Raw genomic sequence first — 25,071 nt, 5'->3', positions numbered from 1 at the left:
CCTTAAGCACTGACCGTTGACTCTCAGCCTGCCTTTTGCTTGCCGCATTCCGAGTCCGCGAAGAATCGCTGTTGAATCAAGGGTTTTGATTTTTCAGCCTTTGCTTAGCTGGCGAAAAAGAAAAAAAATAAAAAATCGCTTGACTCATTCAGGCGTCAGAGGAGCCCCAACCAGAGACATCCACTTGATAAGGACCTCTCGTAAGTCATTGAATTTATTTCAAAAAATTTGTCATCGCACTGACACAAGGTAATACTGCCGGATTAACCATCGCGATGACAGAAGTATGAATCCGAAAAGCCCGGCGCAAGGGCCGGGCTTTTCATTAACAGATTTTTCTTAGCCGGATTAGGCCGAAAGCGACTTCACGCGCTGTGCAAGACGCGAAACCTTGCGCGATGCAGTGTTGGCGTGCAGAACGCCCTTGGTGGCTGCGCGCATCAGCTCGGGCTGAGCTGCCTTGAGCGCTGCGGCTGCAACTGCCTGATCGCCGGTAGCGATCGCTTCTTCGACCTTGCGGATGAAGTTACGAACGCGCGAACGACGGGCCTTGTTCACTGCGGTGCGGCGTGCGATCTTGCGGGTCGCCTTTTTCGCCGAAGTTGTATTGGCCATTGGTGCCTCTCTTCGAAAACTGACATCAACTCCGCCCTCGCCGTGCCGGGTCACTGCGACCTGTCATCAAAGCAATTCGGGAGTATTTCCGGAAAGCCCAGAATGGCGTTCCAAACTGAGGGCGGCGTATAGCGGGAAACGGCCGCCCCGTCAACGCGCAATTTCCAGAATCTACGAGTCCCCTTTGGCTTGGATCACGATGGTCTTGGGGTCCGGGCGATCCAAAACCATAACGTGACCGTTACTCACAAGCTTGAGCGGGATGCGGACGGGAAACCGCGCGCACTTTTCTCATCCCGCTCTAGCGGTGCTTGAACTCCGGCTTGCGCTTGGCGACGAAGGCGGCCATGCCCTCCTTCTGGTCTTCGGTCGCAAACAGCGAGTGGAAGAGCCGCCGCTCGAAACGAAGTCCCTCGGCGAGCGTCAGCTCCAGCGAGCGGTTCACCGCCTCCTTCGCCATCATGACCGCCGGCAGCGAGAAGGATGCGATCTTCTCGGCAGCCGCCAGCGCTTCCTCCATCAGCTTCTCCGGCGCCACCACACGCGAAACGAGTCCCGCGCGTTCCGCCTCCGCCGCATCCATCATGCGGCCGGTGAGAACCAGGTCCATCGCCTTCGCCTTGCCGACGGCACGCGTCAGGCGCTGGGAGCCGCCCATGCCGGGAATGACGCCGAGGGTGATTTCGGGCTGGCCGAACTTCGCGGTCTCGGAGGCGATGATGAAGTCGCACATCATCGCCAGTTCGCAACCGCCGCCGAGCGCATAGCCCGAGACGGCTGCGATCACCGGCTTGCGTGCCGCAGCCACCTGGTCCCAGCCGCCGATGAAATCCCCGAGATAGCTGTCGACGAAATCGAGCGACTGCATCTCCTTGATGTCGGCGCCGGCGGCAAAGGCCTTTTCCGAGCCGGTGACGACCACGGCACCGATCTCCTTGTCAGCGTCGAAGGCTTTCAGCGCCGCGGCGAGCTCGCGCATGACGGTCGAATTCAGCGCATTCAGCGCCTGCGGACGATTGAGCGTCACGAGGCCGACGCGGCCGCGCGTTTCGACCAGCAGCGTTTCGTAGGTCATTCCTGTTTCCTCCGGTTCATTCGAGATGCCAGGCCGCGGACGGCCGGCGTTCATTTCTGGCAATGCGGGCAATAGAAGGTCGAGCGGCCCGCCTGCACGACACGGGCGACCGTACCGTTGCAACCCGGCGTGCGGCAAGCCTCTCCTTCGCGGTCGTAGACGGAGAAGGAATGCTGGAAGTACCCCAGCGATCCGTCCGCCTGGATATGGTCCTTCAGCGACGAGCCCCCGGCGGCGATGGCATCGGCGATGACCTCGCGGATCGCATCCGTCAGTCGCAGCAGCCCGTCTTTCGGCTTGCCGCGCTTGTCGACGAGTTCACCCGCAGGCTTCAAAGGAGACAGATGTGAGCGCCAGAGCGCCTCACAGACATAGATGTTGCCGAGACCGGCGATGTTCTTCTGGTCGAGCAATGCCGCTTTCAGCGGCTGCGCCTTGCCGGAAAAGCGCGCGGCAAGATAGGCGGCATCGAGCGCGTTTCCGGTCGGCTCCTCGCCGAGTGCGCGGAAATAGGCGTGGCTTGCCACCGTGTCGCGGCGGGCAAGATCCATGAAGCCGAAACGGCGCGGGTCGTTGTAGATCACCCGCACCGGGCCGTCGGCACCGTCGAGATGGAAGATGACGTGATCGTGCTTCTCGTCCTTGCCCCGCGGATGATGAAACGCGCCCGGCGTCGCCGCAGCCGGCCCTGCCTCGATACGGAAGGAACCGGACATCCCGAGATGGGCGATGATCACGTCGCCCGCTTCCAGATCGATCATCAGGTACTTCGCCCGGCGCGACAGCGAGACGATGCGCTGGCCGGCAACGGTCGAGGAGAAATTCTCCGGAAACGGGAAGCGCAGGTCCGCTCGGCGCAACTCCGCATTGACGATCCGCGCGCCCTCCATGGTCGGCGCCAGGCCGCGCTTGACAGTTTCGACCTCGGGCAACTCCGGCATAAATGCACTCCTGCGATCTCAGCCACCGGGATACGGCGGCTGGCATTTCCTTGGCGGCCTTCTTATCCTATAGGGGTGCGCTATGCCGCAGGCGCGGTCCCGTCCACGAGATAGCGCGGATGGGGCCTTTTCGCTATGGTGCCGGAAAAATTGGTTCAGATGGAGTTCTTCGTATGACGGATCAGCGCGTATCGGCCGATGGCGGCATGGAAACATCTTTCGGTTTCCGCAACGTCGACGCCGGCGAAAAGCAGCCGCTCGTCAACGACGTATTCCACAAGGTGGCGAAGCGCTACGACATCATGAACGATGTGATGTCGGCCGGCCTGCACCGCGCCTGGAAGGACGCGATGATCGCCGCGCTCAACCCGCCGCGCCGCGAAGACTATAGGGTGCTGGACGTTGCAGGCGGCACCGGCGACATCGCCTTCCGCATCATCGAGGCGTCCGACCGCAAGGCGCATGCGACCGTGCTCGACATCAACGGCTCGATGCTCGCCGTCGGCGCTGAACGCGCGGAGAAGAAGAAGCTTTCCGCCAACCTCGATTTCGTCGAGGCCAATGCCGAGGAACTGCCCTTCGAGGCGAATTCCTTCGATGCCTATACGATCGCCTTCGGTATCCGCAACGTGCCGCGCATCGACGTGGCGCTGAAGGAGGCCTACCGCGTGCTGAAGCGCGGTGGTTGCCTGCTGGTGCTGGAATTCTCCGAAGTGGAGATGCCGCTGCTCGATCGCTTCTATGACGCCTGGTCGTTCAACGCGATCCCGAAGTTCGGCAAGCTGATTACCGGCGACGAGGCTCCCTACCAGTATCTGGTGGAATCGATCCGCAAGTTCCCGAACCAGCGCGACTTCGCCACCATGATCAAGGAAGCCGGCTTCTCGCGCGTCTCCTTCACCAATTACACCGGCGGCATCGCAGCGCTGCATTCCGGCTGGAAAATCTGATCCCGATGAGCACGCCTGGAGCATATGTCCGCCTCGCGCGGATCGGCTGGGTTCTCGTGCGCGAAGGCGTCGTCTCGGCCATTCCATCGGAGCATCTGCCGCCCTTTGCCCGCTTCGCCCAGAAGGTGGCGGGACTGCTCGCGCGCCGCAGGGTGCTGGGCGAGGAACGCAGCGACCGGCTATCGCGCGCCGTCGCCCGCCTCGGCCCTTCCTATGTGAAGATCGGCCAGTTCCTGGCGACCCGCCCCGATGTCGTCGGCGCGGAGTTCGCAGCCGACCTGTCGCTGTTGCAGGACCGCATGGCGACCTTCCCGCAGACAGAAGCGAAGGCCGCGATCGAAGGCTCGCTCGGCCGGCGGGTCGATGACCTCTATGCCGAATTTTCCGAGCCGATGGCGGCCGCCTCGATCGCGCAGGTGCATCCGGCCATCGTGATGCGCGACGGCGGGCCGGAAAAGGTCGCGGTCAAGGTCATCCGCCCCGGTGTTCGCCAGCGCTTCGCTTCCGACATCGAGGCGATGTATCTCGTCAGCCACATGCAGGAGCGCTTCCTGCCCTATACGCGGCGGCTGAAGCCGGTCGAGGTCACCAAGACGCTGGAGCAGACGACCAAGATCGAAATGGATCTCCGGCTGGAGGCGGCAGCCCTCTCCGAACTCGGCGAAAACACCAAGGACGATTCCGGCTTCCGCGTGCCGAAGGTCGACTGGGAACGGACCGGCCGCGACGTCGTCACCATGGAGTGGATCGACGGCGTCAAGATGTCGGATATCGAGGGGCTGAAGGCTGCCGGCCACGACCTCAACCAGCTCGCCGAAACGCTCATCCAGTCCTTCCTACGCCACACGCTGCGCGATGGCTTCTTCCATGCCGACATGCACCAGGGCAACCTTTTCGTCGATGAAGCCGGCCATATCGTCGCCGTCGACATGGGCATCGTCGGAAGACTTGGAAAGAAGGAGCGCCGCTTCCTGGCGGAGATCCTGTTCGGCTTCATCACCCGCGACTACCAGCGCGTCGCCGACGTGCATTTCGAGGCGGGCTACGTGCCATCGCACCATGATGCAGCGAGCTTCGCCCAGGCAATCCGCGCGATCGGCGAGCCGATCCACGGCCAGCCGGCCGAAACCATCTCGATGGCGAAGCTCCTCACCCTGCTCTTCGAGGTCACCGAACTCTTCGACATGCAGACGCGCCCTGAACTGGTGATGCTGCAGAAGACCATGGTGGTCGTCGAAGGGGTCGCGCGCACCCTCAACCCGCGTTTCAACATGTGGAAGGCCTCCGAACCGGTCGTCGGCAAGTGGATCCGCGACAATCTCGGACCGAAGCGCATCGTCACCGATTTGCGCGATGGCCTGCATGCGGCACTGCGACTTGCGGAGGCCGCCCCAGAAATCGCCGCCCGCACGGAAAAGTTCTCCAGCGAGATCATGGCGATGAGCGCGAACGGCCTGCGCTTCGACGCGGAGACTGCGCACGCGATCGGCAAGGCGGAAGCCAGACACACGCGTTCCGGCCGTGTGGCGCTGTGGCTGATCGCCACCACACTCGTCTACATCGCCTGGCAGGTGACCTGATCGACCTTCACGCCGGGCATCCGACGTGTGCGCACTTGTCTTTCTACTTTCGCTTGCTATTCTTCCGCCATGGACAATCGCTCGATGATCGCAATGGTGCTTTGCACGCATACCCCAGGGGTGTGCGGGAGACCTGTTGCGCTAAGCTAAGCGAAAGTCCCCCACCAACCCTGCCGAGGCGAGCGGGGTTGGGTCCTGTTTCCTCGGACGAAAGAGAGGAAACAATGACCGAAACGCACGCTCCTCCTGAAATCAGCATCCGCGCGGCGCGCGTCGTCGACTGGGAGGCCGTTGCCGCCCTGATGAATCAGCCGGGCATCCGATCCGGAACACTCCGTCTGCCCTTTTCCACCCCGGAGCAGACTCGCAAGTGGATGGAAACCCGATCGGACGACGACGCGGTCATCGTTGCCGAACGCGATGGTCGGATCGTCGGCATGGCGGGCCTGCATCGCAGCAAGGGACGCCGACACCATTCGGCCGCCCTCGGCATCAGCGTCGACGACAATCACCGTGGCGAAGGTATTGGTAAGTCTCTGCTTACAGCTCTGATCGACGCTGCCGACAACTGGCTGGGCATCAGCCGCATCGAACTCACCGTGTTCACCGACAACGAGCCTGCGATCGCACTCTATCGCAAGGCGGGCTTCGAGATGGAGGGCACGCACCGGGCCTATGCGCTCAGGAACGGCGTGCTGGCGGACGTTTTCGCCATGGCGCGTATCCGCACGCCAGCGGCACAGCGCATCTAGAGTCGACGGTCGACAACCGCTACAGCCGGTGGATCGCGCTCCTCCGCAACCACCGGCTTCAGCCTGTTCCATCCGGAACTGCGAATATATCGGCCCCATGCGATCTTCTGCTCATGGATGACGAAGGCTCATCCCAACCAACCCAGAGGAGAGAACATCATGCGCAAGTTCATCATCGCAGCCGCTGTTGCCGTCACCGCCGCCGTCTCCTTTGCCGCTCCGTCGCAGGCCGGCGGTTTCTCGATCGGCTTCAGCGACGGCCATTACGGCCATGGCTGGGGCGGACATGTCGGCTATGTCGGCGACTACTACGACGGACCCTACTACTACGAAGACGAGCCCTATTGCTTCATCAAGAAGGTCAAGCGCTACGACCACTACGGCAACGTTTACTTCAAGAAAATTCGCATCTGCCGCTGATCAGCAGCAAAGAGGGCGAGGGGCAAAAGCCCGGCCGGTTCTCCGGCCGGGCTTTCCGTTGTCCGCCCTCGTGACTTGCCGACGGTAATTCGATTCCGCTTCGCGCAAATCTGTAGTAGCTCCAAGTCCTGGTCATTCTTGAATTCCACATCGAGGAGAAGCGGTCATGGATCTTGGTATTGCTGGAAAACGCGCGCTGGTGCTCGGCGGCAGCAAGGGTTTGGGCCGCGGAATCGCCGAGGCGCTGGCAAGTGAAGGCGTCGCCGTTGCATTGACCGGTCGCGATGCGGCATCGGCCGCCAAGGTGGCAAGCGACATCGGCCCGTCGGCGCGGGGCTACGCGCTCGACCTCTCGAAATCTGAAATGCTCGACGACCTGCTGGATCGTCTCGAAGCCGATTTCGGCGGGATCGACATTCTGGTGCTGAATGGCGGCGGACCGCCCCCTTCGGCTGCCTCGACGATCGAACCCGAATTCTGGCGCGCGCAATTCGAAACCATGGTGCTGGCCGGCATGCGCATCACCGGACGGCTGCTGCCTCACATGCGGGAGCAGCAGTTCGGACGCATCATCGCCGTCGCCTCCACCAGCATCCGCGAGCCGATTGTCGGGCTGACCGCTTCGAATGCGCTCAGAAGTGCGGTCGCCGGCTGGCTGAAGACGCTTGCCGGCGAGGTCGCAGCCGATGGCGTGACCGTCAATCTGCTTCTCCCGGGGCGGCTTGCCACCGACCGCACCCTGAGTTTCGACCGGATGGATGCGGAGAGCGAAGGCGTCGATATCGCAACGGTCGCGGCGCGCAGTCAGCGGGAGATCCCGCTCGGGCGTTACGGCACACCGGCGGAATTCGGGGCAGCCGCGGCCTTCCTCGCCAGCCGTCAGGCAAGCTACGTCACCGGCGTCGCGCTCCCGGTCGACGGCGGCCTCAGCCGCTCGATGCTCTGACGCCGTGCTGAACCTATCCACCTGTGGCAGCTGTGATCCAATCGTCGGATCACAGCTCGCCTGCTGCCTGTCTCCTTAAATCGACCTCGATTTAAGGAGCACTTGCAGCCGGCCACCACAGGCAAGATCATTCAAATTTCCACTTTTACTCATTCATAGATTTAATTTCCAAATAAACTCTCGGCCACCTATGGTTCGCGCGGAGGGCAAATGCCGGACGCGGGAGGCGTTCGGCAAAGACGCATGTCTTGCGCCCTTGAAAAGGTCACGGACCAATTCAAGTAAGCACGAGATCGCAATGAGCGAGAGCGGTACCAGGGGCAACCATTCCCAGGTTCCGAACCTGCTCTCAACCGAAATCGCTGCGGTCGGTGGGGCGTCCGACCGTTCGGCATGATCGGAAAGACGAAATGCGACAAAGACTTTTCGGCTCGCTGGTCGGCGCATCGATCGCCGCCCTCGGCCTTTCACCTGCAGCCGTGGGGGCCTCAATGCTCGAAACCCAACTCATTTCTGCTGCCGAAGCCGGTGATGCGGACAAGATCAAATCGCTGCTGCAGCGAGGCGCGAGCATCGAGACCCGCGATGCCAGCGGCGCAACAGCCCTGCTCGTCGCCACCCATGAAAACCGCGTCGATGCGGCGCGCGCCCTGATCGAGGCCGGCGCCGACGTCAATGCCAAGGACAAGATCCAGGACAGCCCCTATCTCTACGCCGGCGCCCGTGGCCATCTCGAAATCCTGAAGCTGACGCTCGCGAATGGCGCCAACCTCAAGAGCACGAACCGCTATGGCGGCACGGCACTCATTCCCGCCTCCGAGCGCGGCCATGTCGAGACCGTCAAGACGCTGATCGATACCGGCGTCGACGTCGATCACATCAATCGACTCGGCTGGACGGCGCTGCTCGAGGCGATCATCCTCGGCACCGGCGGCGAAAAACACACCGAGATCGTGCGGCTGCTGATCAAGGCCGGCGCCGACGTCAACCTTGCCGACGGCGACGGCATCGGCCCGCTGAGCCATGCGCGCCAGCGCGGCTACGACCGCATTGAAAAGCTGCTGGTCGACGCCGGTGCCCGTTAGACCGTTTCGCTCTTGGAACCGGCGGAACGATCGAACCTCTGAATTACGCAATTCCGGACGGAAAGCCGCTTCACACTTTTCCGGGAATTGCTCTAGCGGGAGTCTCCCATGAACCAGGAACAGACCTATCTGGCCGAGGCGGTAACGCTCGCCCGCCGCAACATCGAGAAAGGCGGTCGCCCCTTCGGCGCGATCGTCGTCAAGGACGGCGAGATCGTTGGCCGCGGCGTCAACGAGATGCTGTCGACCGGGGACCCGACTTCGCATGCGGAACTCAACGCGCTGCGCGCCGCCGCTCGAAATCTTCGCTCCCCGCGGCTCGAAGGTGCCGCTGTATACGCCAGCGGCCAGCCTTGCCCGATGTGTCTGGCGGCCATGCGCATGGCCGGGATCACCGAGATCGCCTATGCGAACTCGAACGCCGATGCAGAACCCTTCGGGCTCTCGACGGCGGCGATCTACGCCGAACTGGCAAAGCCGCTTGCCGAGCAGGCCATGCGCTTCCGCCATGTGCCGGTCGACGATACCGGCGCGGTGCCGCTCTATGCGGCTTGGCAGGAACGGCAGGGGACCAAATGGCCGGCAGTCCAATAGCGGGGACAAGCGCAGCCGTGCCATCTGAGGTGGCCACGACCGATGGCGGCCTCGGTTTTCTGTACTGGTCCAAGCGGAGTGGGAAAGCCAGTTCCCTCGCCGGTTCATCGGCTGACGATGGCTGATCCCCCTTGCCTTGCACACGCGCTGGATGTAGTCGCAAAGAGAATCTCGCGTTCGATTTCCCTCGTTCCGCATTCCACAAGGAACGGAGCGACCTCCAGCCTGCAGGTGCCTGCGATGAATGCCTATTCCGAAAACGCCGGCCGCCGTGTCGCGCTGCTCCTCATCGCAGGCTCCGGCGTGGTGACCATCGCCAAGGGCATGAGCCTGACGTTTCTGGCGATCCGACTGCAGCGTGATTTTGGTCTCAGTCCCGCAGGCATCGGCGCCCTGATCGGCGCCGGCCCGCTGCTCGGGGCCATCGTCAGCCCTTTTGCCGGCACGCTGTCCGACCGTATCGGCCGAAAAGGGGTGCTGACCACAGCGCTTCTCATGGCCGGTCTGGCGCTGACAGGGCTCGGGCTGGCGCAATCGATCGCTGCTTTCGCGCTGGCGCACATCGTTTCCGCCGTAGCCGCCGCCGTTTATGAACCGGTTGCGCGCGCCCTGATGAGCGACGCGGCGCCGGCGCATCTGCGCCTCAAGGTCTTCTCCTGGCGCTATCTCGCCATCAATGCCGGCTGGGCCATCGGGCCGTTGATCGGCGTGTGGGTGGGCGCCGCCTACTCGACGCTCTTCGTCAGCGCCGGCGTCATGCATGCAGCCTTCGGCCTGACGCTCTTCTTGACGATACCCGAAGCCGCCAGCAGGCAGATGATGCAAACCAAGGAGGCATCACAGGCCGCCGGTGGCTGGCGCGAGCTTGTTGCCGCCCTGCGCGACCGGCGGCTGGTCTTCTTCGTGATCGGCGGCACGCTGCTGCTCGCCGTTCATGGTCAGTGGTCGGTGACCCTGTCGCAGTATATCAACACCGGTTTCGAGGATGGCATCGCGCTCTTTGCGCTCCTGGTTTCGACCAATGCTGCAACGGTGCTGATCGCCAGCACGCCGGCTCGATTCGTCATCGAGAGGATCGGCGCCCTGCCGGCGCTGTCGCTCGGCTGCCTCTTGTTTCTGATTGGCGAGATCGGTTTCGCAGCCTCGTCCGGAGCGGACATGCTCATCGCCTCGATGATCCTCTTCACCATCGGCGAGGTGCTCGTCGTGCCCTCGGAATATGTGTTGGTCGACGGTATTTCCAATGCCGGCAACCGGGGTACCTATTTCGGCGCGCACTCGCTGTCGTCGGTCGGAAATTTCCTCGGGCCGCTCATCGGCGGCCTCGCACTTGGCGCCGTCGGAGGCGCCGGCATGTTCCTGCTGTTCGCGCTGCTTTCGGCGGCCAGCGCGCTTCTGTTTGCGGTCGGTCACGCCATGCCGCCACCGCGCCCCGGGGCGGCACGCGCCGATGCGTCCGACAGCGGCGCCATCCACGGGGACCTTCTGCGGCTGGGTCAATTCGCATAGCGCCGTTATCCGCCGTTTGTTGGCCGCGACGCGCTGATCTGCTGCTGCACCCGCTCGAGCGGTCCCGGGGCAAGGGCAGCCGGAGGCTGGTACGGATTGGAGAAGGCATAGATCAGGAACAGGATGATGCCGGTATAGGCGCCGAAGAGACACAGCAGCAGCAGATTGCGCCGCATCGGCGGGAAGGAATAATAGGCGAGCGCGATGAAGATGACGCCGGAAAGTGCCGCGAACCAGAAGATGCTGTCGATCGAGTCCGCGACGTTGCTTTCCCGCTTGGTTCGGCTTTGCGATATGTCATGCAGGCGCTCCAGCATCTGGCTGCGCAGGCTCTCCTGGCGCTTGTCGGCCGGTATGAGGTTCAGCACTTGCTGGTAGGCATGATCCCATTGAACCCAGGCCTCAGATGAAAGCCGACCCTTGTCCGCCAGCGACTGCCATTCGCCATCGATCACCTCCGCCGCATAGGCGGCAATCGCCTGCTGGATCGGCGTCTTGATGGCTTCGCCGTAACGTGCGGCATCGTAGAAAATATCGGCGATCGCACCGGCTTCCGTCGCCATCTCGTACTTGAGCTGCTGGTACTCGACCATCTCCTGCGCGAAGACGAGCGCGAGGATCAGGCCGTGCAGCGCCGAGATGCGGAAGATGACCGAACTCGCAAGTTCCTTTTCGTGCCCTTCCGCCTCGCCGCCCATGATCAACCGCATCAGGAAATAGGCCGCGAGCGTCAGGCCGACCGTACCCAAGACAAACAGGGCACCAAGAAACATTTCGCCAATCATTTTCCCTCCACGTCCTTCGCCACTGGTGACCTCCGGCAATACTGGGCGTGCAGCCCTCGAAACACAACGCTGAGCTTTATTAGCGCGTGCGCGCGGCGACTGTCCTACGAAGGGGCGAAACGCTATGTTTGCACTGGCTGCCACAATTTCGCACCGCCAGCCCCTACGGTGCCACGCCGAAACAGGAGGTAAAAACAACATCATGACGAGTCAGACCGAACAGACTGTGCTCAAACAATCGATCGCCGCGACCATCGTCGTCGGCACGACGGGCGTGCTGTTCGGCCTGTTGTCCGGATCGGTCTCGATCGTGTTCGACGGGGTGTTCTCCGCCGTCGACGCCTCCATGACGCTGCTGGCGCTCGGCGTGACGCAACTGATCCCGAAGCAGAGCAAGCGGTTCCAGATGGGCTTCTGGCACATCGAACCGATGGTCCTGCTCTTCAATGCCGGGCTGCTGACGCTGCTCTCGTTCTACGCGATGATCAACGCCGTAGGGTCAATTCTGTCGGGCGGCAACCACCTCGCCTTCGACTGGGCGATCGCCTATGCCGCCGTCGTCGTCGTGATCTGCCTCGTCATGTTCTTCTATATACGCCGGGCGAACCGGCCGATCGGTTCGGAGTTCCTGGCGCTCGACGTGCGTGCCTGGGCGATGTCCGGCGTGATCACGGCCGCCCTCCTGATCGCGTTCCTGACCGCCGCCACGCTGAAGGGCACGGCATACGAGCACTGGACACCCTATGTCGACCCGACGATCCTGATCGTGCTGACGCTCTGCCTGATCCCGCTGCCGATCCGCACGGTCTTCCAGGCATTGAAGGAGATCTTCCTGGTCGCGCCCGCTGAACTCGACGAACGCGTGCGCCAGGCGGCCGCCAACGCTGTCGCGCGCCACGGCTTTGCCGATTATCGCACCTATGTCGCCAAGGTCGGCCGCTCCAAGACGATCGAGATCTATCTGATCGGCACGCCGGAAACCAAGGTCGGCACGCTTGCCGAACTCGATAGGATCCGTGCCGAGATCGGTGAAGAGATCGGCGACCCCGGCCACGACCGCTGGCTGACGATCGCCTTTACCGGCGAAGCGCGCTGGGCGGAGTAGTTCCCCCTTTCAGGAAAGCTCGATGCGCCGCGTGATCCCGATCGCCTCCAGAAAGGCGTGGTCGTGGCTGACGACCAGCAGCGCGCCGTCATAGGCCCGCAAGCCCGCCTCGACCGCCTCGATCGAATCGATATCCAGATGGTTGGTCGGCTCATCGAGGATCAGGAGTTGCGGCGGGCTGCTGCCGCCGAGCACGCAGGCGAGACCGGCGCGCAGCATCTGCCCGCCGCTGAGGCTCGAGACGACCTGCAGGGCAGCATCCGCCCGGAACATGAAGCGGGCCAACGCCGCGCGGCAGGCATTCTCGCTTGCTCCGGGGTTGATGCGTCGGAAATTGTCGCGAATCGAGAGTGCGGGATCGAGCAGGCTCACCCGCTGGTCAAGCATGGCGTGATCGACCAAGACGCGGACGCTGCCCGACCACGGCTGAAGTTCGCCCGTCAATAGCGACAAGAGCGTCGTCTTCCCGGAGCCGTTGCGGCCGGTAAGCGCCACGCGCTCCGGTCCGACGATCGAAAGCGACAGGCGATCGACGACAGGCGTCCCCGCCTCATAGCCCACGCTGGCATCGCCGATCTGCAGCACGCTGCGCCCGGCGGGGAGCCCGGTCGGAGGCAGGCGAACGCTCAGTGGCTGCAGGATCTCGATGCGTTCCCGCGCGTCCGCCAGGTCCCCGACCGCCTGATCGCGCCGGCGTTCCACCAGGCGGGCATTATCGCCGCCGGTCTTCTCGCTGCGCTCCTTCCTGGCGTCGAGGAGCAGCAACGGTTCGTCGCCCCTGGCGCGCTTGCGGCGGCCGGCGGCATCCTTGCGCGCCTTGCGTTCGGCCGTTTCCTGGGCCTTGCGGTCGACCTCGGCCAGACGCCGCTCGGCATCGGCCAGATCGTGGCGGGCCGAGGCCAGCTCGATCGCCTTGCGCTCGCGGTAGTGGCTCCAATTACCGCCATAGGTCGTCGCGCCAAGTGTCGTCAGCTCGACGATCGCGTCCATCGTTTCCAGGAGTTCGCGATCGTGGCTGACGACGACGGCGCCGCCGCGCCAACCGGCCATCAACGCGGCAACGGCGGCTCGCCCTTCACGGTCGAGATTGTTGGTGGGTTCGTCGAGCAGGATGAAATCCGGCTCCTGGAAGACGAGGGCCGCGAGTTTCACGCGCGTCATCTGGCCGCCGGAAAGGGCGGCAAGGCGCGTCTCTGCCGCAGCGTCGAGACCGACGCGGGCGAGCGCGGCTTCCAGCCGGGATTCGAGCGTCCAATCGGCGGCGGCAAGCTCGTCCATGCCGGCCAGCCCCTCTTCCGCTCGCTTGAGGACGGCGAGCGCCCTGGAGACGCCGAAGAGGTCGGCTACGGTCTCATCGGCCGCGACCTGCACCGTCTGGCTCAAGACGCCAAGACTGCCTTCGACGGAGACCCTGCCTGTCTGCGGCATCAGCGAACCTTCGATCAAGCGCAAGAGCGTGGATTTGCCGACGCCGTTGCGGCCGACAAGGCCGGTGCGCAGCGGACCGAAGGTCAGGTCGAGATCGGAAAAGAGGCTTCGGCCCTCAGGCGTGGACCACGAAAGTTGGGAGAGTGAAATCGAAGCAGGCATGGATACGGTTTTCCCTGATGGCAAGACGGTTCGGCTTGGCGGTCAGGGTGAAATCCATCGATGCGTGTATCCTGTTCAAATTTCTATCGGCGTCATAGATAACATCGAATGCGCCCGTTTCAAGGCGGAACATTCGATGTGGCGGGGCGAGGACGAGGCTGTCAGGCGAGGCTGCGCCGTTCCGTGCCCTCGCCGAAGCTCAGCCCCGAAGCGCAGACGCTGCGGTTGCGTCCGTGGCTCTTGGCATCGAGAAGAGCGGCATCGGCCCGCGTCAACAGCGTGGTGACGGGACCGTCGTCCGGGGCCGAGGCAATGCCGATCGAGACCGACACGGTGCCCAGAATCCGGCCGCGATGCGAGAGCGGCGTGGTGCCGATCTTGGTTCTGAGCCGCTCTGCAAGCTCGAAGCCAGCAGCTTCGCCGGCCTCCGGCAACAGAACGGTGAATTCCTCGCCGCCGAACCGATAGGCGCCACCGGCATCGGCCACCGTGTTGACGATGATCTGGGCGACATATTGCATGACCACGTCGCCGGCATCGTGGCCGAATTCATCGTTGAAGCGCTTGAAGTGATCGATGTCGATCATGAGGCAGGTGAGCGGCCCGCCGCCCTGCCCGCGCGGCTGCCGATTCAGCGCCTCGTCCAGGCAGCGCCGGTTGAGCAGCCCTGTGAGCGCATCGCGCACCGCCATATTGGTGAGTTTCTCGCGCAGTTGCAGGTTGGCGACGGCAAGCCCGATATTCTCGGCGATCAGTTCCAGATAAAGGCGCGACGCCTCCACGGCGAACTTCTCCTGCGAATGCTCCTCGAAGTAGAGAAGCCCGATCGTGTCGCCCTGTGCCGTCAGCGGGACGCAGAGGCCTACCGCGCCGTGGTCGTCGAGATGCTGGCAGGCGATGTCGCTCTGGCCGCGATTGCTGACATGCGGCCGACCGCGGCGAAGGCCCCAGCAGGCGCTCGACGGGAAAGATGGCACCGAATGCTGCGGATCGAGCCAGGTGCCGACGCGCGTCAACAGCGTCCGGCTGTCATTCAGCACATAGAGATGACCAGCGAGATTCGGGAAGACCTGCGGCGCAAAGCGGGCCACGACCTCGGCCAGTTCGTCCTGACTCTGACATGCCTGCAGCCGGTGCATCATCTGCAGGATCAGATCCTTGGTTTGCTGGTCCAGCCGCCGTTCGGCATCGAGCCGATCGCGCTCGAGGCCGTTCTCGCGGAAGATGTGGATCGCCTGGTTCATCTCGCCGATCTCGTCGCGGCGCCGATCGACCGGGACCTCCACCGCATAGTCCTGCCTGGCGAGCCGCGTGACGATCCCGCTCATGCGCGTGAGCGGCATGGCGACGCGACGCTTGAGGATGAAATAAAGCACGCTGAGGAACAGCACGGCGGTCACGCCCAGCATCGCCTTGGCGGCGAGCGCGAACCAGTCGCTGCGGCGCTGTGCCTCGCCGAGCGCCGCACTCGTCCGGGTCGTGGTCAATTCGCGAAATCGCGCGACAGTCTCCAACAGCGCCGTCTGCAGACGCTCATGCTCGGGTCCGAACAGCATCTGCTGGCCGCCGGCGCGGTCGCCCTTCTGATAGGTTGCGATGGCGGCGACCTCGACCTTGTCGAGCGCTTCCGCCTCGCGCCCCATCTCATGCAACGCCGCGAGTTCGCCCGGCGTGGCACCGAAGTTCGTCGCGGTCTTGATCGCCTCCTCGCGCCGCCGTTCTTCCCCTTCCGCGCGATGGAAGGCTTCGAGGTGGCGCTCATCGCCGCGCATGACGTAAAGGCGCGCCTCGTCGGTTCGTACTTCCGCGCCGAGCGCAAGCTCTTCGCCTAGCGTATCGAGCACAAGATGCTGCTCGACCGCCTGGCGTTCCTCGATCGCGCTGTTTGTCGACAAGATGAAAGCCGTGCCGGAAAGCCCCGTCAGGAGCACGGTCACGCCATAGGCCCAGTTGGTGATCGCATTTATTCGCATGGTAAAAAGCTTAGCCCCCGCGGATTGAGAGCGCATTAATCGTGATGCCCGGCTTCGGCAACAGGCCCGGAGCATGTCGACGCCGCCAGGGCAGCTTTTGTTCCATTCTGTGCCGCCGGCCGGCGCGAATCGTCGATGATGCCTGGAGGCGTAAACTATCGAAACGCCGTATCGTGCTGATGTCAGCATCACCAATCCCGCTCCGCGCGACACGTTGCGCCCGGCGGATCGCTCAAGTAGGTTCGACGCCAGAGACGCGGTGAGGCTGGCCGTGGGATAGTTCTGGTATAGCGTAGGCTCGGCGGCCCATGCCGGGCAAGAGGGCGGCCGAAAGGCCGGGTGCAAATGACACTGTCGGGCAAGCGCATTCTCCTGATCATCTCCGGTGGCATCGCGGCTTACAAAAGCCTTGATCTCATTCGGCGCCTGCGCGAACGCGGCGCGAGCGTGCGGCCGGTGATGACGGCCGGCGCGCAGCAATTCGTCACACCGCTTGCCGTCGGCGCGCTTTCCGCCTCGCATGTCTACCTCGACCTCTTTTCGCGCGAGGACGAACAGGATGTCGGCCATATCCGGCTGGCGCGCGAATGCGACCTCGTCGTCGTTGCGCCGGCAACTGCCGACCTGATGGCGAAGATGGCGAACGGCCATGCCGACGATCTGGCCTCCACCATCCTGCTCGCGACCGACCGGCCTGTGCTGGTTGCGCCGGCGATGAATCCGAAGATGTGGGCGCATCCGGCCACCCGCCGCAACCGCGCGACGCTTGCCAGGGACGGCATCCGCTTCATCGGTCCGGAGGCCGGCGAGATGGCGGAAAGCGGCGAGGCCGGAGAAGGCCGCATGAGCGAGCCGCTTTCGATCGTGGCGGCCGTCGAGGATCTTCTCGCGGGCGCGCCGAAACCGCTTGCCGGGCGCAGCGCCATCGTGACCTCCGGGCCGACGCATGAGCCGATCGACCCGGTGCGCTACATCGCCAACCGCTCCTCCGGCAAGCAGGGCCATGCAATCGCCGCTGCGCTCGCGAAACTCGGTGCAAGCGTCACGCTGGTCTCCGGCCCGGTGACGATCCCGGATCCGGCGGGTGTGAAGGTCGTGCATGTGGAGCGGGCCGAGGAAATGCGTGATGCGGTGCTTGCCGCCCTCCCCGCCGATGTCGCCGTCATGGTTGCCGCCGTTGCCGACTGGCGGGTGGCGACGGCTGCCGGCAACAAGATCAAGAAGAAGCCGGGCGAAGCCCCGCCGCCGCTGCAGCTTGCGGAAAACCCCGATATCCTGAAGACGGTCGGGCATCACGCCAAGCGGCCGAAACTGGTGTTCGGCTTTGCCGCCGAGACCGAGAACGTCGCCGATAACGGCCGCGCCAAGCTCGAGCGCAAGGGCGCCGACTTCATCCTCGCAAACGACGTGTCGCCGGCGACCGGGATCATGGGCGGCGACCGCAACAAGGTGAAGCTGATCTCGGCTGCCGGTAACGACGATTGGCCGGAGATGGACAAGGACGCTGTGGCGGAGAAGCTTGCGGTGATGATTGCGGCCGAACTGGCGCGGAAGGAGCGGGGCTAAGCGGCCCCCAAATTGCCTTCACCCTAACCTTCTCCCCGCAGGCGGAGTGAGGGGACGTGGCAAACGCGAATGCCCACTTTGTGGCTAGGCGGCAGAGGTTCGGTCGTTAGAGGACAAATCGCGAAGGGTTGTTTTGCGGTCGAGAGAGCGCCGCGGGTCTTCTTCTCCTCGCAGGCGGGGAGAAGGTGGCGGCAGCCGGATGACGGGCCGACACCTTGCGCTGCGATCCTCTATGCGATGCCTTAGGCGAATTGACGAGACTTCGCCGGCGCTCCTTGCGTGGAGAACAGCCGGACATCGACGCCGTTTTCGCCGACGATAACTGCCGTCCCGTCGGGGATTTCGACCCAGGCGTTGTCATCATCGTTGAGCGGCTCGGAGACGAGGCAATAGCCGCCGCTCGGCCCCATGGGCGCGGCGTAGAGCGTCGGCGCCTTCCAGTCGGAGGCGTAGCGCACCGCGTAGAGATCATGGCCGTCGGAGAAGGCGGCGGTGAAGCGGACCAGCACCTGGCGTTCCAGATGTTCGGCAAGCTGCTCGACGAAGGCGAGCGCCTCGGCGATCGCGCCCAGCGGATCGCGGTCGAGCCCGAACTGCATGGCAAGCAGGAACAGGAGTTCCGAATCCGTCGTGCCGGTGCGCGCCGAATAGAGGTCGTTGTCGAGCATGCTCTCCATCGGCCGGCGCAGATGCTCGAAGTCGCCGATCTGGCCGTTGTGCATGAAGGACCAGCGGCCGAATACGAAAGGATGACAGTTGTCGCGCCGCGTGCCGCCACCGGTCGCGGCGCGCACATGGGCGAGGAAGAGCGGCGAGCGGATCTGCCGGGCGATGCTCTTCAAGTTGCAGTCCGACCAGGCCGGCAGGATATCGCGGTAGCGCCCTGGCTCCGGGTGATCGCCGTACCAGGCGACGCCGAAGCCGTCGCCATTGGTGGCGGTCTTCGCCCGTGTCGCGCAATGGGACTGTTCGATCAGCGAGTGCGCCGGGGAGGTCACCAGTTCCTCAAGATAGAGCGGCTCCCCGCGATAGGCTGCCCAGCGGCACATGCTGATTTCACTCCAGCTCCACCCCGTTCACACAGAGGCGATTCGTTAACCATGACGAAGTGCGATGTTCCAACGGAACATGGTAAAAATGCGTTAACACATTCCCCCTTCGTCAAGATCACCCTGGCCGGAACGCACAGATTTGGCTGTTTCCGCCGGCACAGATTCGGTCTTGCGCCCTATTTCGAATAAATATTCCATATTGACAAATCATGCACAAAACATTTCATTTCGAGCCAATACGGCCAGGGAGGAATTCAAGATGGGCAGCAAGCGCAAACTCGGGATCGGCCTGATCGGCACGGGCTTCATGGGCAAGGCCCATGCGCTCGGCTTCACCATCGCGGCGCGGGTCTTCGACCTGCCCTTCGAGCTCGACCTCGTTACGGTCGCCGACGTCACCGTCGAGAGCGCCGAGCGGGCCCGCGGCCAGCTCGGCTTCCGCAAGGCAACCGCCGACTGGCGCGAACTGCTCACCGATCCGGATATCGACATCATCGACATCACCACGCCGAACCTCCTGCACAAGGAGATGGCGCTGGCGGCGATCGCCCACGGCAAGCATGTCTATTGCGAAAAGCCACTGGCGCCGACGGTCGCCGAATGCAGGGAGATGGTCGAGGCAGCCGAGAAAGCCGGCGTCGTCACCCAGGTCGGCTTCAACTATCTCAAGAACCCGCTGATCTTCCTCGCCAAGGACATCATCGAAAGCGGCGAGATCGGCGAGATCCGCTCGATGCGCGGTATTCATGCGGAAGACTTCATGGCCGATGCGAACGTGCCGTGGGGTTGGCGTCTGAATCCGGCCAGCGGCGGCGGCGCGCTTGCCGATATCGGCAGCCATATCATCGCCTCCATGCGCCATCTCGTCGGCCCCATCAAGCAGGTACTCGCCGAAACCATCATCCAGATCCCGGAACGCCCGATCGCCGCCGGCTCCAGCGAGACCCGCCCGGTCGAAGTGGACGACATTACCCGCGCTTTCGTGCGCTTCGAGAACGGCGCCACCGGCAGCTTCGAGGCGAGCTGGATCGCAACGGGCCGCAAGATGCAGCACGATTTCGAGATCTACGGCTCGAAGGGCAGCATCGTCTTCACGCAGGAGCGGCTGAACGAGATCCGCCTCTACAAGACCGGCGACGACATCCGCACCCGCGGCTTCCGCACCATCTGGGCGGGGCCCGAACATCCGCCCTATGGCGCCTTCTGCGTGGCGCCCGGCCACCAGATCGGCTTCAACGACCTGAAGGCGATCGAGGTCAAGGAATTCCTCGACGCCATTGCCGGCGGCACGTCGCCTTCGACCGACTTCCGCGAGGGCTACGAGGTGCAGAAGGTCCTTTCGGCTACCTATCAGTCGGCCAAGACCAACGAATGGGTGCAGATCTAGAGCGGGATGCGGAATGCCTGTTCTATCCCGTTCCCGACTAATCGATTAAGGTGAGGTAACGAACCAGACTTATCCAGAGTGGAGACAAACGAGACATGGCGATGCCGGAAACGACGACAGAAGTGCCGCAGGATTTCGAGGCGCTGAAGGCCGCCATTCTGGAACGCAAGGCGGAGCTGCCGAAACGGCTGCGCCAGGTTGCCGCCTATTCGCTCGACAATCCCGACGAGATCGCCTTCGGCACGGCGGCGAGCATCGCAACCTCCGCCGAGGTACAGCCCTCGACGCTGGTGCGCTTCGCCCAGCATTTCGGCTTCGAAGGCTTTTCCAGCCTGCAGCAGATCTTTCGCGCGCGCCTGCGCGAGCGCACGCCCGGCTATGAGGACCGGTTGAAGGCATTGAGCGCCAATGACCACAGCAAGCTCGAGAGCGGCTCGATCTTCAACGGCTTCGTCGCCGCCGCCCACCGCTCGCTCGACAACATCGCCTCTTCGGTGGATCCCGAAGCGTTCGAGCGTGCCGTCGACATCCTGGCCAAGGCAGACACGATCTACCTGATCGCCAAGCGCCGCTCCTATCCGATCTCCAGCTACATGGCCTATGCGTTTGGCAAGCTGAAGGTGAGATATCAGCTCGTCGGCACGGCCGCCGGCATCGACGACGACATGCTGGCGATGGCGACGAAGAACGACGCAGCCTTTGCCGTCAGCTTCTCGCCCTATGCATCCGAAAGTGCGGCCCAGGCGCGGCTGCTCGCCGAGCGCAAGGTGCCGGTCGTGTCGCTGACGGATTCTGCCTTCTCGCCACTGGCTGAATCCTCGAAGGTCTGGTTCGAACTGGTCGAGGCCGATCATGCGGGCTTCCGTTCGCTTTCCGCCAGCATGGCGTTTGCCATGGCGCTCACGGTCGCCATTGCCGAGAAGCGCCAGCGCCTTGCCGAGGGAAATCACGTCGAACGGAATGAATAGAATGAAAATTCCATATTGACGAAACGTCGGAATTTATGTTTCATACAGCCATCACCCACAGTACGAAAATGGTCGGGCCCGCCAAGGTGTCCGCGGGGAGGTAGCAGTGAGCCAGAACGTTTCGGCACAGGGAGCAAAGCCGCTCGACCTGATCACCATCGGCCGGGCCTCGGTCGATCTCTATGGCCAGCAGATCGGCACGCGCCTTGAGGACGTTTCGAGCTTTGCCAAATCGGTCGGCGGCTGCCCCTGCAACATTTCTGTCGGCACCGCCCGCCTTGGCCTGAAGTCGGCGTTGCTCACCCGCGTCGGCGACGAGCAGATGGGCCGCTTCATCCGCGAGCAGCTCACCCGTGAAGGCGTCGAGACGCGCGGCATCGTCACCGATCCGGAACGGCTGACGGCGCTCGCCATCCTCGCCGTCGAGAACGACAAGTCCTTCCCGTTGCTCTTCTATCGCGACAATTGTGCCGACAACGCGTTGTGCGAGGATGACGTTTCGGAAGAGTTCATCCGCTGCGCCCGCGCCGTCCTGGTCTCCGGCACGCATTTCTCCAAGCCGAACACCGATGCCGCCCAGCGCAAGGCGATCCGCATCGCCAAGGAAAACGGCGCGAAGGTCGTCTTCGACATCGACTATCGCCCGAACCTCTGGGGCCTTGCCGGCCATGACGCCGGCGAAAGCCGCTACATCGCTTCCGACCGCGTCTCGGCGCATCTCAAGACGGTTCTCGCCGATTGCGACCTGATCGTCGGCACGGAAGAGGAAGTGCTGATCGCCTCGGGCGAGAGCGACCTGCTCCAGGCGCTGAAGACGATCCGTGCGCTGTCCAAGGCGACGATCGTCTTGAAGCGCGGGCCGATGGGCTGCATCGTCTATGACGGCCCGATCACCGATGATCTCGAAGACGGCATCGTCGGCAAAGGCTTCCCGATCGAGGTCTACAACGTGCTCGGCGCCGGTGACGCCTTCATGTCCGGCTTCCTGCGCGGCTGGCTCAGGGACGAACCGCATGCGACGTCCGCCACCTGGGCCAATGCCTGCGGCGCCTTCGCCGTCTCGCGCCTGCTCTGCGCCCCGGAAATCCCGACCTGGACCGAACTGCAGTTCTTCCTCGAAAACGGCAGCCAGGAACGGGCGCTGCGCAAGGACGAGGCGATCAACCACGTGCATTGGGCGACCACCCGCCGCCGCGAAATCCCGCTTCTGATGGCGCTTGCGATCGACCACCGCAGCCAGCTCGAAGACATGGCAGCGGGCGACCAGGCCCTGCTTGACCGCATTCCGGCGTTCAAGGTGCTGGCAGTCAAGGCGGCTGCGCAGGTCGCGGCCGGACGTTCCGGGTTCGGCATGCTGATTGACGACAAATACGGCCGCGACGCGCTCTATGCCGCCGGCGCATACCGCGATTTCTGGATCGGCAAGCCGATCGAGCTTCCGGGTTCGCGGCCGCTGCAGTTCGAATTCAGCCAGGATCTCGGCAGCCGCCTGATCGATTGGCCCGTCGACCATTGCATCAAGGTGCTTTCCTTTTACCACCCGGACGATCCGGCCGAACTCAAGGCGCAGCAGGTCGCGAAGCTCCGCTCGGCCTTCGAGGCAGCCCGCAAGGTCGGCCGCGAAATCCTGATCGAGATCATAGCCGGCAAGCACGGCAAGCTTGACGACCAGACCATTCCGCGGGCTCTCACCGAACTCTATGATGCCGGCCTCAAGCCGGACTGGTGGAAGCTCGAGCCGCAGGCAAGCCGCGGCGCCTGGACGGCGATCGACGCCGTCATCGAGGCGCGCGATCCGCTCTGCCGCGGCGTGGTGCTCTTGGGTCTCGAAGCGCCCTATGAGCAGCTCAAGGATGGCTTTGCAGCCGCGCGTACCTCGAAGACCGTCAGGGGCTTCGCTGTTGGCCGCACAATCTTCGCCGATGCCGGCAGGGCCTGGCTCGGCGGTACGATGAGCGACGAGCAGGCGATCGACGACATGGCCGGAAAGTTTGCGGCATTGGTGGATCTCTGGCTGCAACTGGGTGAAACGAAGGCGGCATAAAGTCGACAGGTACCAGTCGATAATGCTGCAGACGACAGCGCCGCGCGTCTGTCCAGACGCGCAAAGGTCGCTGTAACATTTTGATTTGCTGTATATTTTATCCTTAAATCGAGTTCGATTTAAGGAATATGCAGCGAGCGGAACGGGACGATTCCGCCACGAGGAGGAAACAGATTATGAGCCAGAAGACCGTGCGCCTGACCATGGCACAGGCCGTGGCGCGGTTCCTGACCCGCCAGATGACTGTCATCGATGGCAAAAGGGTGCCGATTTTCGGCGGCGTCTTCGCCATCTTCGGCCATGGCAATGTCGCGGGCGTGGGCGAAGCGCTGCATGCGATCAAGGATACGCTGCCGACCTATCGCGCCCAGAACGAGCAGGGCATGGCGAACGCGGCAATCGCCTTCGCCAAGGCGAGCTTCCGCCGCCGCTTCATGGCTTGCACAACCTCGATTGGCCCAGGCGCGCTCAACATGGTGACCTCGGCGGCACTCGCCCATGTCAACCGCCTGCCGGTGCTGCTCCTGCCCGGCGATGTCTTCGCCAATCGCCGTCCTGACCCGGTGCTGCAGCAGGTCGAAAGCTTCGGCGACGGCACGATCTCGGCAAACGACTGCTTCCGTCCCGTGTCGCGCTATTTCGACCGTATTACCCGGCCCGAACAGATCATCCCGGCGCTCCGCCGCGCCATGCAGGTGCTGACGGATCCCGCCGATTGCGGCCCGGTGACGCTGTCGCTCTGCCAGGACGTACAGGCCGAAGCCTATGACTATCCGGAAAGCTTCTTCGACGAGAAGGTGTGGGTGCCGCGCCGCATCGAGCCCGATCTCGACGAACTGGCGAGCGCGATCGCGGCACTCAAGCAAGCGAAGAAGCCCATCATCATCGCCGGCGGCGGCGTGCTCTATTCAGAGGCAACGAAGGAGCTCGGCGACTTCGCCGAACGTCATGGCATTCCGGTCGTCGAGACGCAGGCCGGCAAGTCGGCGCTGCCGCACTCGCATTCGCTCAACATGGGCTCGGTCGGCGTCACCGGAACCTCGGCGTCCAACGCGCTTGCCGAGGAAGCCGATGTGGTTCTCGCCGTCGGCTCGCGCCTGCAGGACTTCACCACCGGCTCCTGGGCGCTCTTCAAGAACGAAGGCCTGAAGATCATCGGCCTCAACGTCCAGCCCTTCGATGCCGGCAAGCACAACGGCCTGCCGCTGATCGCGGACGCCCGCGCCGGTCTCAACCGCATCTCCGGCGGCCTGGGCAGCCACAAGGCCGATCCGAGCTGGACCGCCAAGGCGAAGGCCGGCAAGGCCGAATGGCTGACGGCTGCCGACAAGGCGACGGCCACGACCAATGCGGCGCTGCCCTCCGATGCCCAGGTGATCGGCGCCGTGCAGCGCGCCCGCGGCGGCAAGAACACAACGCTCGTCTGCGCGGCCGGCGGTCTGCCCGGCGAGTTGCACAAGCTCTGGCAGGCGGAAGAACCCGGCGGCTACCACATGGAATACGGCTTCTCGACCATGGGCTACGAGGTCGCCGGCGGCCTCGGCGTCAAGCTTGCCAAGCCCGACTGCGACGTCATCGTCATGGTCGGCGACGGCAGCTACATGATGCTGAACTCGGAGATCGCCTCCTCGATCATGCTCGGCGCCAAGTTCACCATCGTGCTGCTCGACAATGCCGGCTATGGCTGCATCAACCGGCTGCAGATGGGCACCGGCGGCGCCAACTTCAACAATCTCCTGAAGGACACGCACCACGTGGAGCTGCCGCAAATCGACTTCGCGGCGCACGCCGCCGCCATGGGTGCCGTCACCCGCAAGGTCGGCTCGATCTCCGAGCTCGAAGCGGCACTCAAGGAGACCGCGAACGAGACGCGCACGACCGTCATCGTCATCGACACCGATCCGCTGATCACCACCGAGGCCGGCGGCCACTGGTGGGATGTCGCGGTGCCCGAGGTGTCCGGCCGCAAGCAAGTGAATGAAGCGCGCGAGGGCTATGAGAAAGCCCTGCTCGCGCAGCGTTTCGGCTAATTCAGAGATAGCGCTCGCGTTATCCATGCGAGCGCTTTTTCATGTTCGACGACGCCGGATGGATGAGACGGCCCCGCATCGCGCGGATGAGGGGCCACGTTGCC

21 protein-coding genes are annotated in these 25,071 nt (G+C 63.7%); 14 read left to right on the top strand and 7 right to left on the bottom strand.

Features of this window, described 5'->3' with window-relative positions:
• Positions 1-348: 348 nt before the first annotated feature.
• The 3 genes from rpsT to mutM form a co-directional block, all read right to left on the bottom strand.
• Positions 349-615, bottom strand: coding sequence for a 30S ribosomal protein S20 (gene rpsT / locus AC1Z3V_RS18980; protein ID WP_034797494.1), 267 nt, complete (start codon positions 613-615; stop codon positions 349-351).
• Between the two features lie 301 nt (positions 616-916).
• Entirely contained in the window at positions 917-1,690 is a 774-nt protein-coding gene (locus tag AC1Z3V_RS18975; protein WP_173515320.1) for an enoyl-CoA hydratase, read from the bottom strand.
• Positions 1,691-1,740: 50 nt separating this feature from the next.
• Complete coding sequence (gene mutM, locus AC1Z3V_RS18970; RefSeq protein ID WP_429810963.1) at positions 1,741-2,631, bottom strand: bifunctional DNA-formamidopyrimidine glycosylase/DNA-(apurinic or apyrimidinic site) lyase; 891 nt, start codon at positions 2,629-2,631, stop codon at positions 1,741-1,743.
• Positions 2,632-2,804: 173 nt separating this feature from the next.
• On the opposite strand from mutM, the gene ubiE reads away from it, so the two are divergent.
• The 8 genes from ubiE (at position 2,805) to AC1Z3V_RS18930 (ending at position 10,467) form a co-directional block, all read left to right on the top strand.
• Positions 2,805-3,581: a bifunctional demethylmenaquinone methyltransferase/2-methoxy-6-polyprenyl-1,4-benzoquinol methylase UbiE gene (ubiE, locus tag AC1Z3V_RS18965; RefSeq protein WP_483501062.1), complete on the top strand. Its 777-nt coding sequence runs from the start codon at positions 2,805-2,807 to the stop codon at positions 3,579-3,581.
• A 5-nt stretch (positions 3,582-3,586) separates the two neighbouring features.
• Positions 3,587-5,161: a 2-polyprenylphenol 6-hydroxylase gene (gene ubiB, locus AC1Z3V_RS18960; protein WP_483501060.1), complete on the top strand. Its 1,575-nt coding sequence runs from the start codon at positions 3,587-3,589 to the stop codon at positions 5,159-5,161.
• Between the two features lie 224 nt (positions 5,162-5,385).
• Complete coding sequence (locus tag AC1Z3V_RS18955) at positions 5,386-5,913, top strand: GNAT family N-acetyltransferase (RefSeq protein ID WP_483501059.1); 528 nt, start codon at positions 5,386-5,388, stop codon at positions 5,911-5,913.
• 159 nt (positions 5,914-6,072) lie between these two features.
• Entirely contained in the window at positions 6,073-6,333 is a 261-nt protein-coding gene (locus AC1Z3V_RS18950; RefSeq protein WP_483501057.1) for a hypothetical protein, read from the top strand.
• A gap of 166 nt (positions 6,334-6,499) precedes the next feature.
• Complete coding sequence (locus AC1Z3V_RS18945; RefSeq protein WP_483501055.1) at positions 6,500-7,279, top strand: SDR family oxidoreductase; 780 nt, start codon at positions 6,500-6,502, stop codon at positions 7,277-7,279.
• A 491-nt stretch (positions 7,280-7,770) separates the two neighbouring features.
• A complete protein-coding gene (locus AC1Z3V_RS18940) occupies positions 7,771-8,364 on the top strand; it encodes an ankyrin repeat domain-containing protein (protein WP_483504113.1) in 594 nt (197 codons plus the stop codon).
• Positions 8,365-8,472: 108 nt separating this feature from the next.
• Positions 8,473-8,958, top strand: coding sequence for a nucleoside deaminase (locus AC1Z3V_RS18935; protein WP_483501053.1), 486 nt, complete (start codon positions 8,473-8,475; stop codon positions 8,956-8,958).
• A gap of 240 nt (positions 8,959-9,198) precedes the next feature.
• Positions 9,199-10,467 carry an MFS transporter gene (locus AC1Z3V_RS18930; protein ID WP_483501052.1) on the top strand — a complete coding sequence of 423 codons (1,269 nt, stop codon included), beginning with the start codon at positions 9,199-9,201 and terminating at the stop codon, positions 10,465-10,467.
• Between the two features lie 5 nt (positions 10,468-10,472).
• On the opposite strand, the gene AC1Z3V_RS18925 is transcribed toward AC1Z3V_RS18930, so the two are convergent.
• The gene (locus AC1Z3V_RS18925; RefSeq protein WP_429810949.1) at positions 10,473-11,252 is read right to left on the bottom strand and encodes a bestrophin-like domain; all 780 of its coding nucleotides are present in this window, start codon (positions 11,250-11,252) and stop codon (positions 10,473-10,475) included.
• A gap of 202 nt (positions 11,253-11,454) precedes the next feature.
• Between AC1Z3V_RS18925 and AC1Z3V_RS18920 the strand changes: the two genes are divergently transcribed.
• Positions 11,455-12,357: a cation diffusion facilitator family transporter gene (locus AC1Z3V_RS18920; protein WP_483501050.1), complete on the top strand. Its 903-nt coding sequence runs from the start codon at positions 11,455-11,457 to the stop codon at positions 12,355-12,357.
• A gap of 9 nt (positions 12,358-12,366) precedes the next feature.
• Here the strand turns inward: AC1Z3V_RS18920 and AC1Z3V_RS18915 are convergent, their stop codons facing one another.
• Together AC1Z3V_RS18915 and AC1Z3V_RS18910 are read right to left on the bottom strand one after the other, a co-directional pair.
• Entirely contained in the window at positions 12,367-13,947 is a 1,581-nt protein-coding gene (locus AC1Z3V_RS18915) for an ABC-F family ATP-binding cassette domain-containing protein (RefSeq protein WP_483501049.1), read from the bottom strand.
• 161 nt (positions 13,948-14,108) lie between these two features.
• Positions 14,109-15,920, bottom strand: coding sequence for a diguanylate cyclase (locus tag AC1Z3V_RS18910; protein WP_483501048.1), 1,812 nt, complete (start codon positions 15,918-15,920; stop codon positions 14,109-14,111).
• 345 nt (positions 15,921-16,265) lie between these two features.
• On the opposite strand from AC1Z3V_RS18910, the gene coaBC reads away from it, so the two are divergent.
• The gene (gene coaBC / locus AC1Z3V_RS18905) at positions 16,266-17,486 is read left to right on the top strand and encodes a bifunctional phosphopantothenoylcysteine decarboxylase/phosphopantothenate--cysteine ligase CoaBC (protein ID WP_483501046.1); all 1,221 of its coding nucleotides are present in this window, start codon (positions 16,266-16,268) and stop codon (positions 17,484-17,486) included.
• A 242-nt stretch (positions 17,487-17,728) separates the two neighbouring features.
• Here coaBC and AC1Z3V_RS18900 read toward each other — a convergent pair whose 3' ends face one another.
• Positions 17,729-18,535 carry a class II glutamine amidotransferase gene (locus tag AC1Z3V_RS18900; protein WP_429810942.1) on the bottom strand — a complete coding sequence of 269 codons (807 nt, stop codon included), beginning with the start codon at positions 18,533-18,535 and terminating at the stop codon, positions 17,729-17,731.
• 262 nt (positions 18,536-18,797) lie between these two features.
• On the opposite strand from AC1Z3V_RS18900, the gene AC1Z3V_RS18895 reads away from it, so the two are divergent.
• From AC1Z3V_RS18895 to iolD, 4 genes are all read left to right on the top strand, one after another.
• Positions 18,798-19,925 (top strand): Gfo/Idh/MocA family protein, encoded by a 1,128-nt coding sequence (locus tag AC1Z3V_RS18895; RefSeq protein ID WP_483501044.1) that lies wholly within the window; start codon positions 18,798-18,800, stop codon positions 19,923-19,925.
• Between the two features lie 95 nt (positions 19,926-20,020).
• Complete coding sequence (locus tag AC1Z3V_RS18890; RefSeq protein ID WP_483501042.1) at positions 20,021-20,893, top strand: MurR/RpiR family transcriptional regulator; 873 nt, start codon at positions 20,021-20,023, stop codon at positions 20,891-20,893.
• Between the two features lie 106 nt (positions 20,894-20,999).
• The gene (locus AC1Z3V_RS18885; protein WP_483501041.1) at positions 21,000-22,937 is read left to right on the top strand and encodes a bifunctional 5-dehydro-2-deoxygluconokinase/5-dehydro-2-deoxyphosphogluconate aldolase; all 1,938 of its coding nucleotides are present in this window, start codon (positions 21,000-21,002) and stop codon (positions 22,935-22,937) included.
• Positions 22,938-23,113: 176 nt separating this feature from the next.
• Positions 23,114-24,967, top strand: coding sequence for a 3D-(3,5/4)-trihydroxycyclohexane-1,2-dione acylhydrolase (decyclizing) (gene iolD / locus AC1Z3V_RS18880; protein ID WP_483501040.1), 1,854 nt, complete (start codon positions 23,114-23,116; stop codon positions 24,965-24,967).
• Positions 24,968-25,071: the final 104 nt, after the last annotated feature.

This window comes from Ensifer sp. 38_S197, assembly GCF_056924495.1.
The sequence above is the reverse complement of the archived record's forward strand: the minus strand, read 5'-3'. Positions and strand labels throughout refer to the sequence as shown.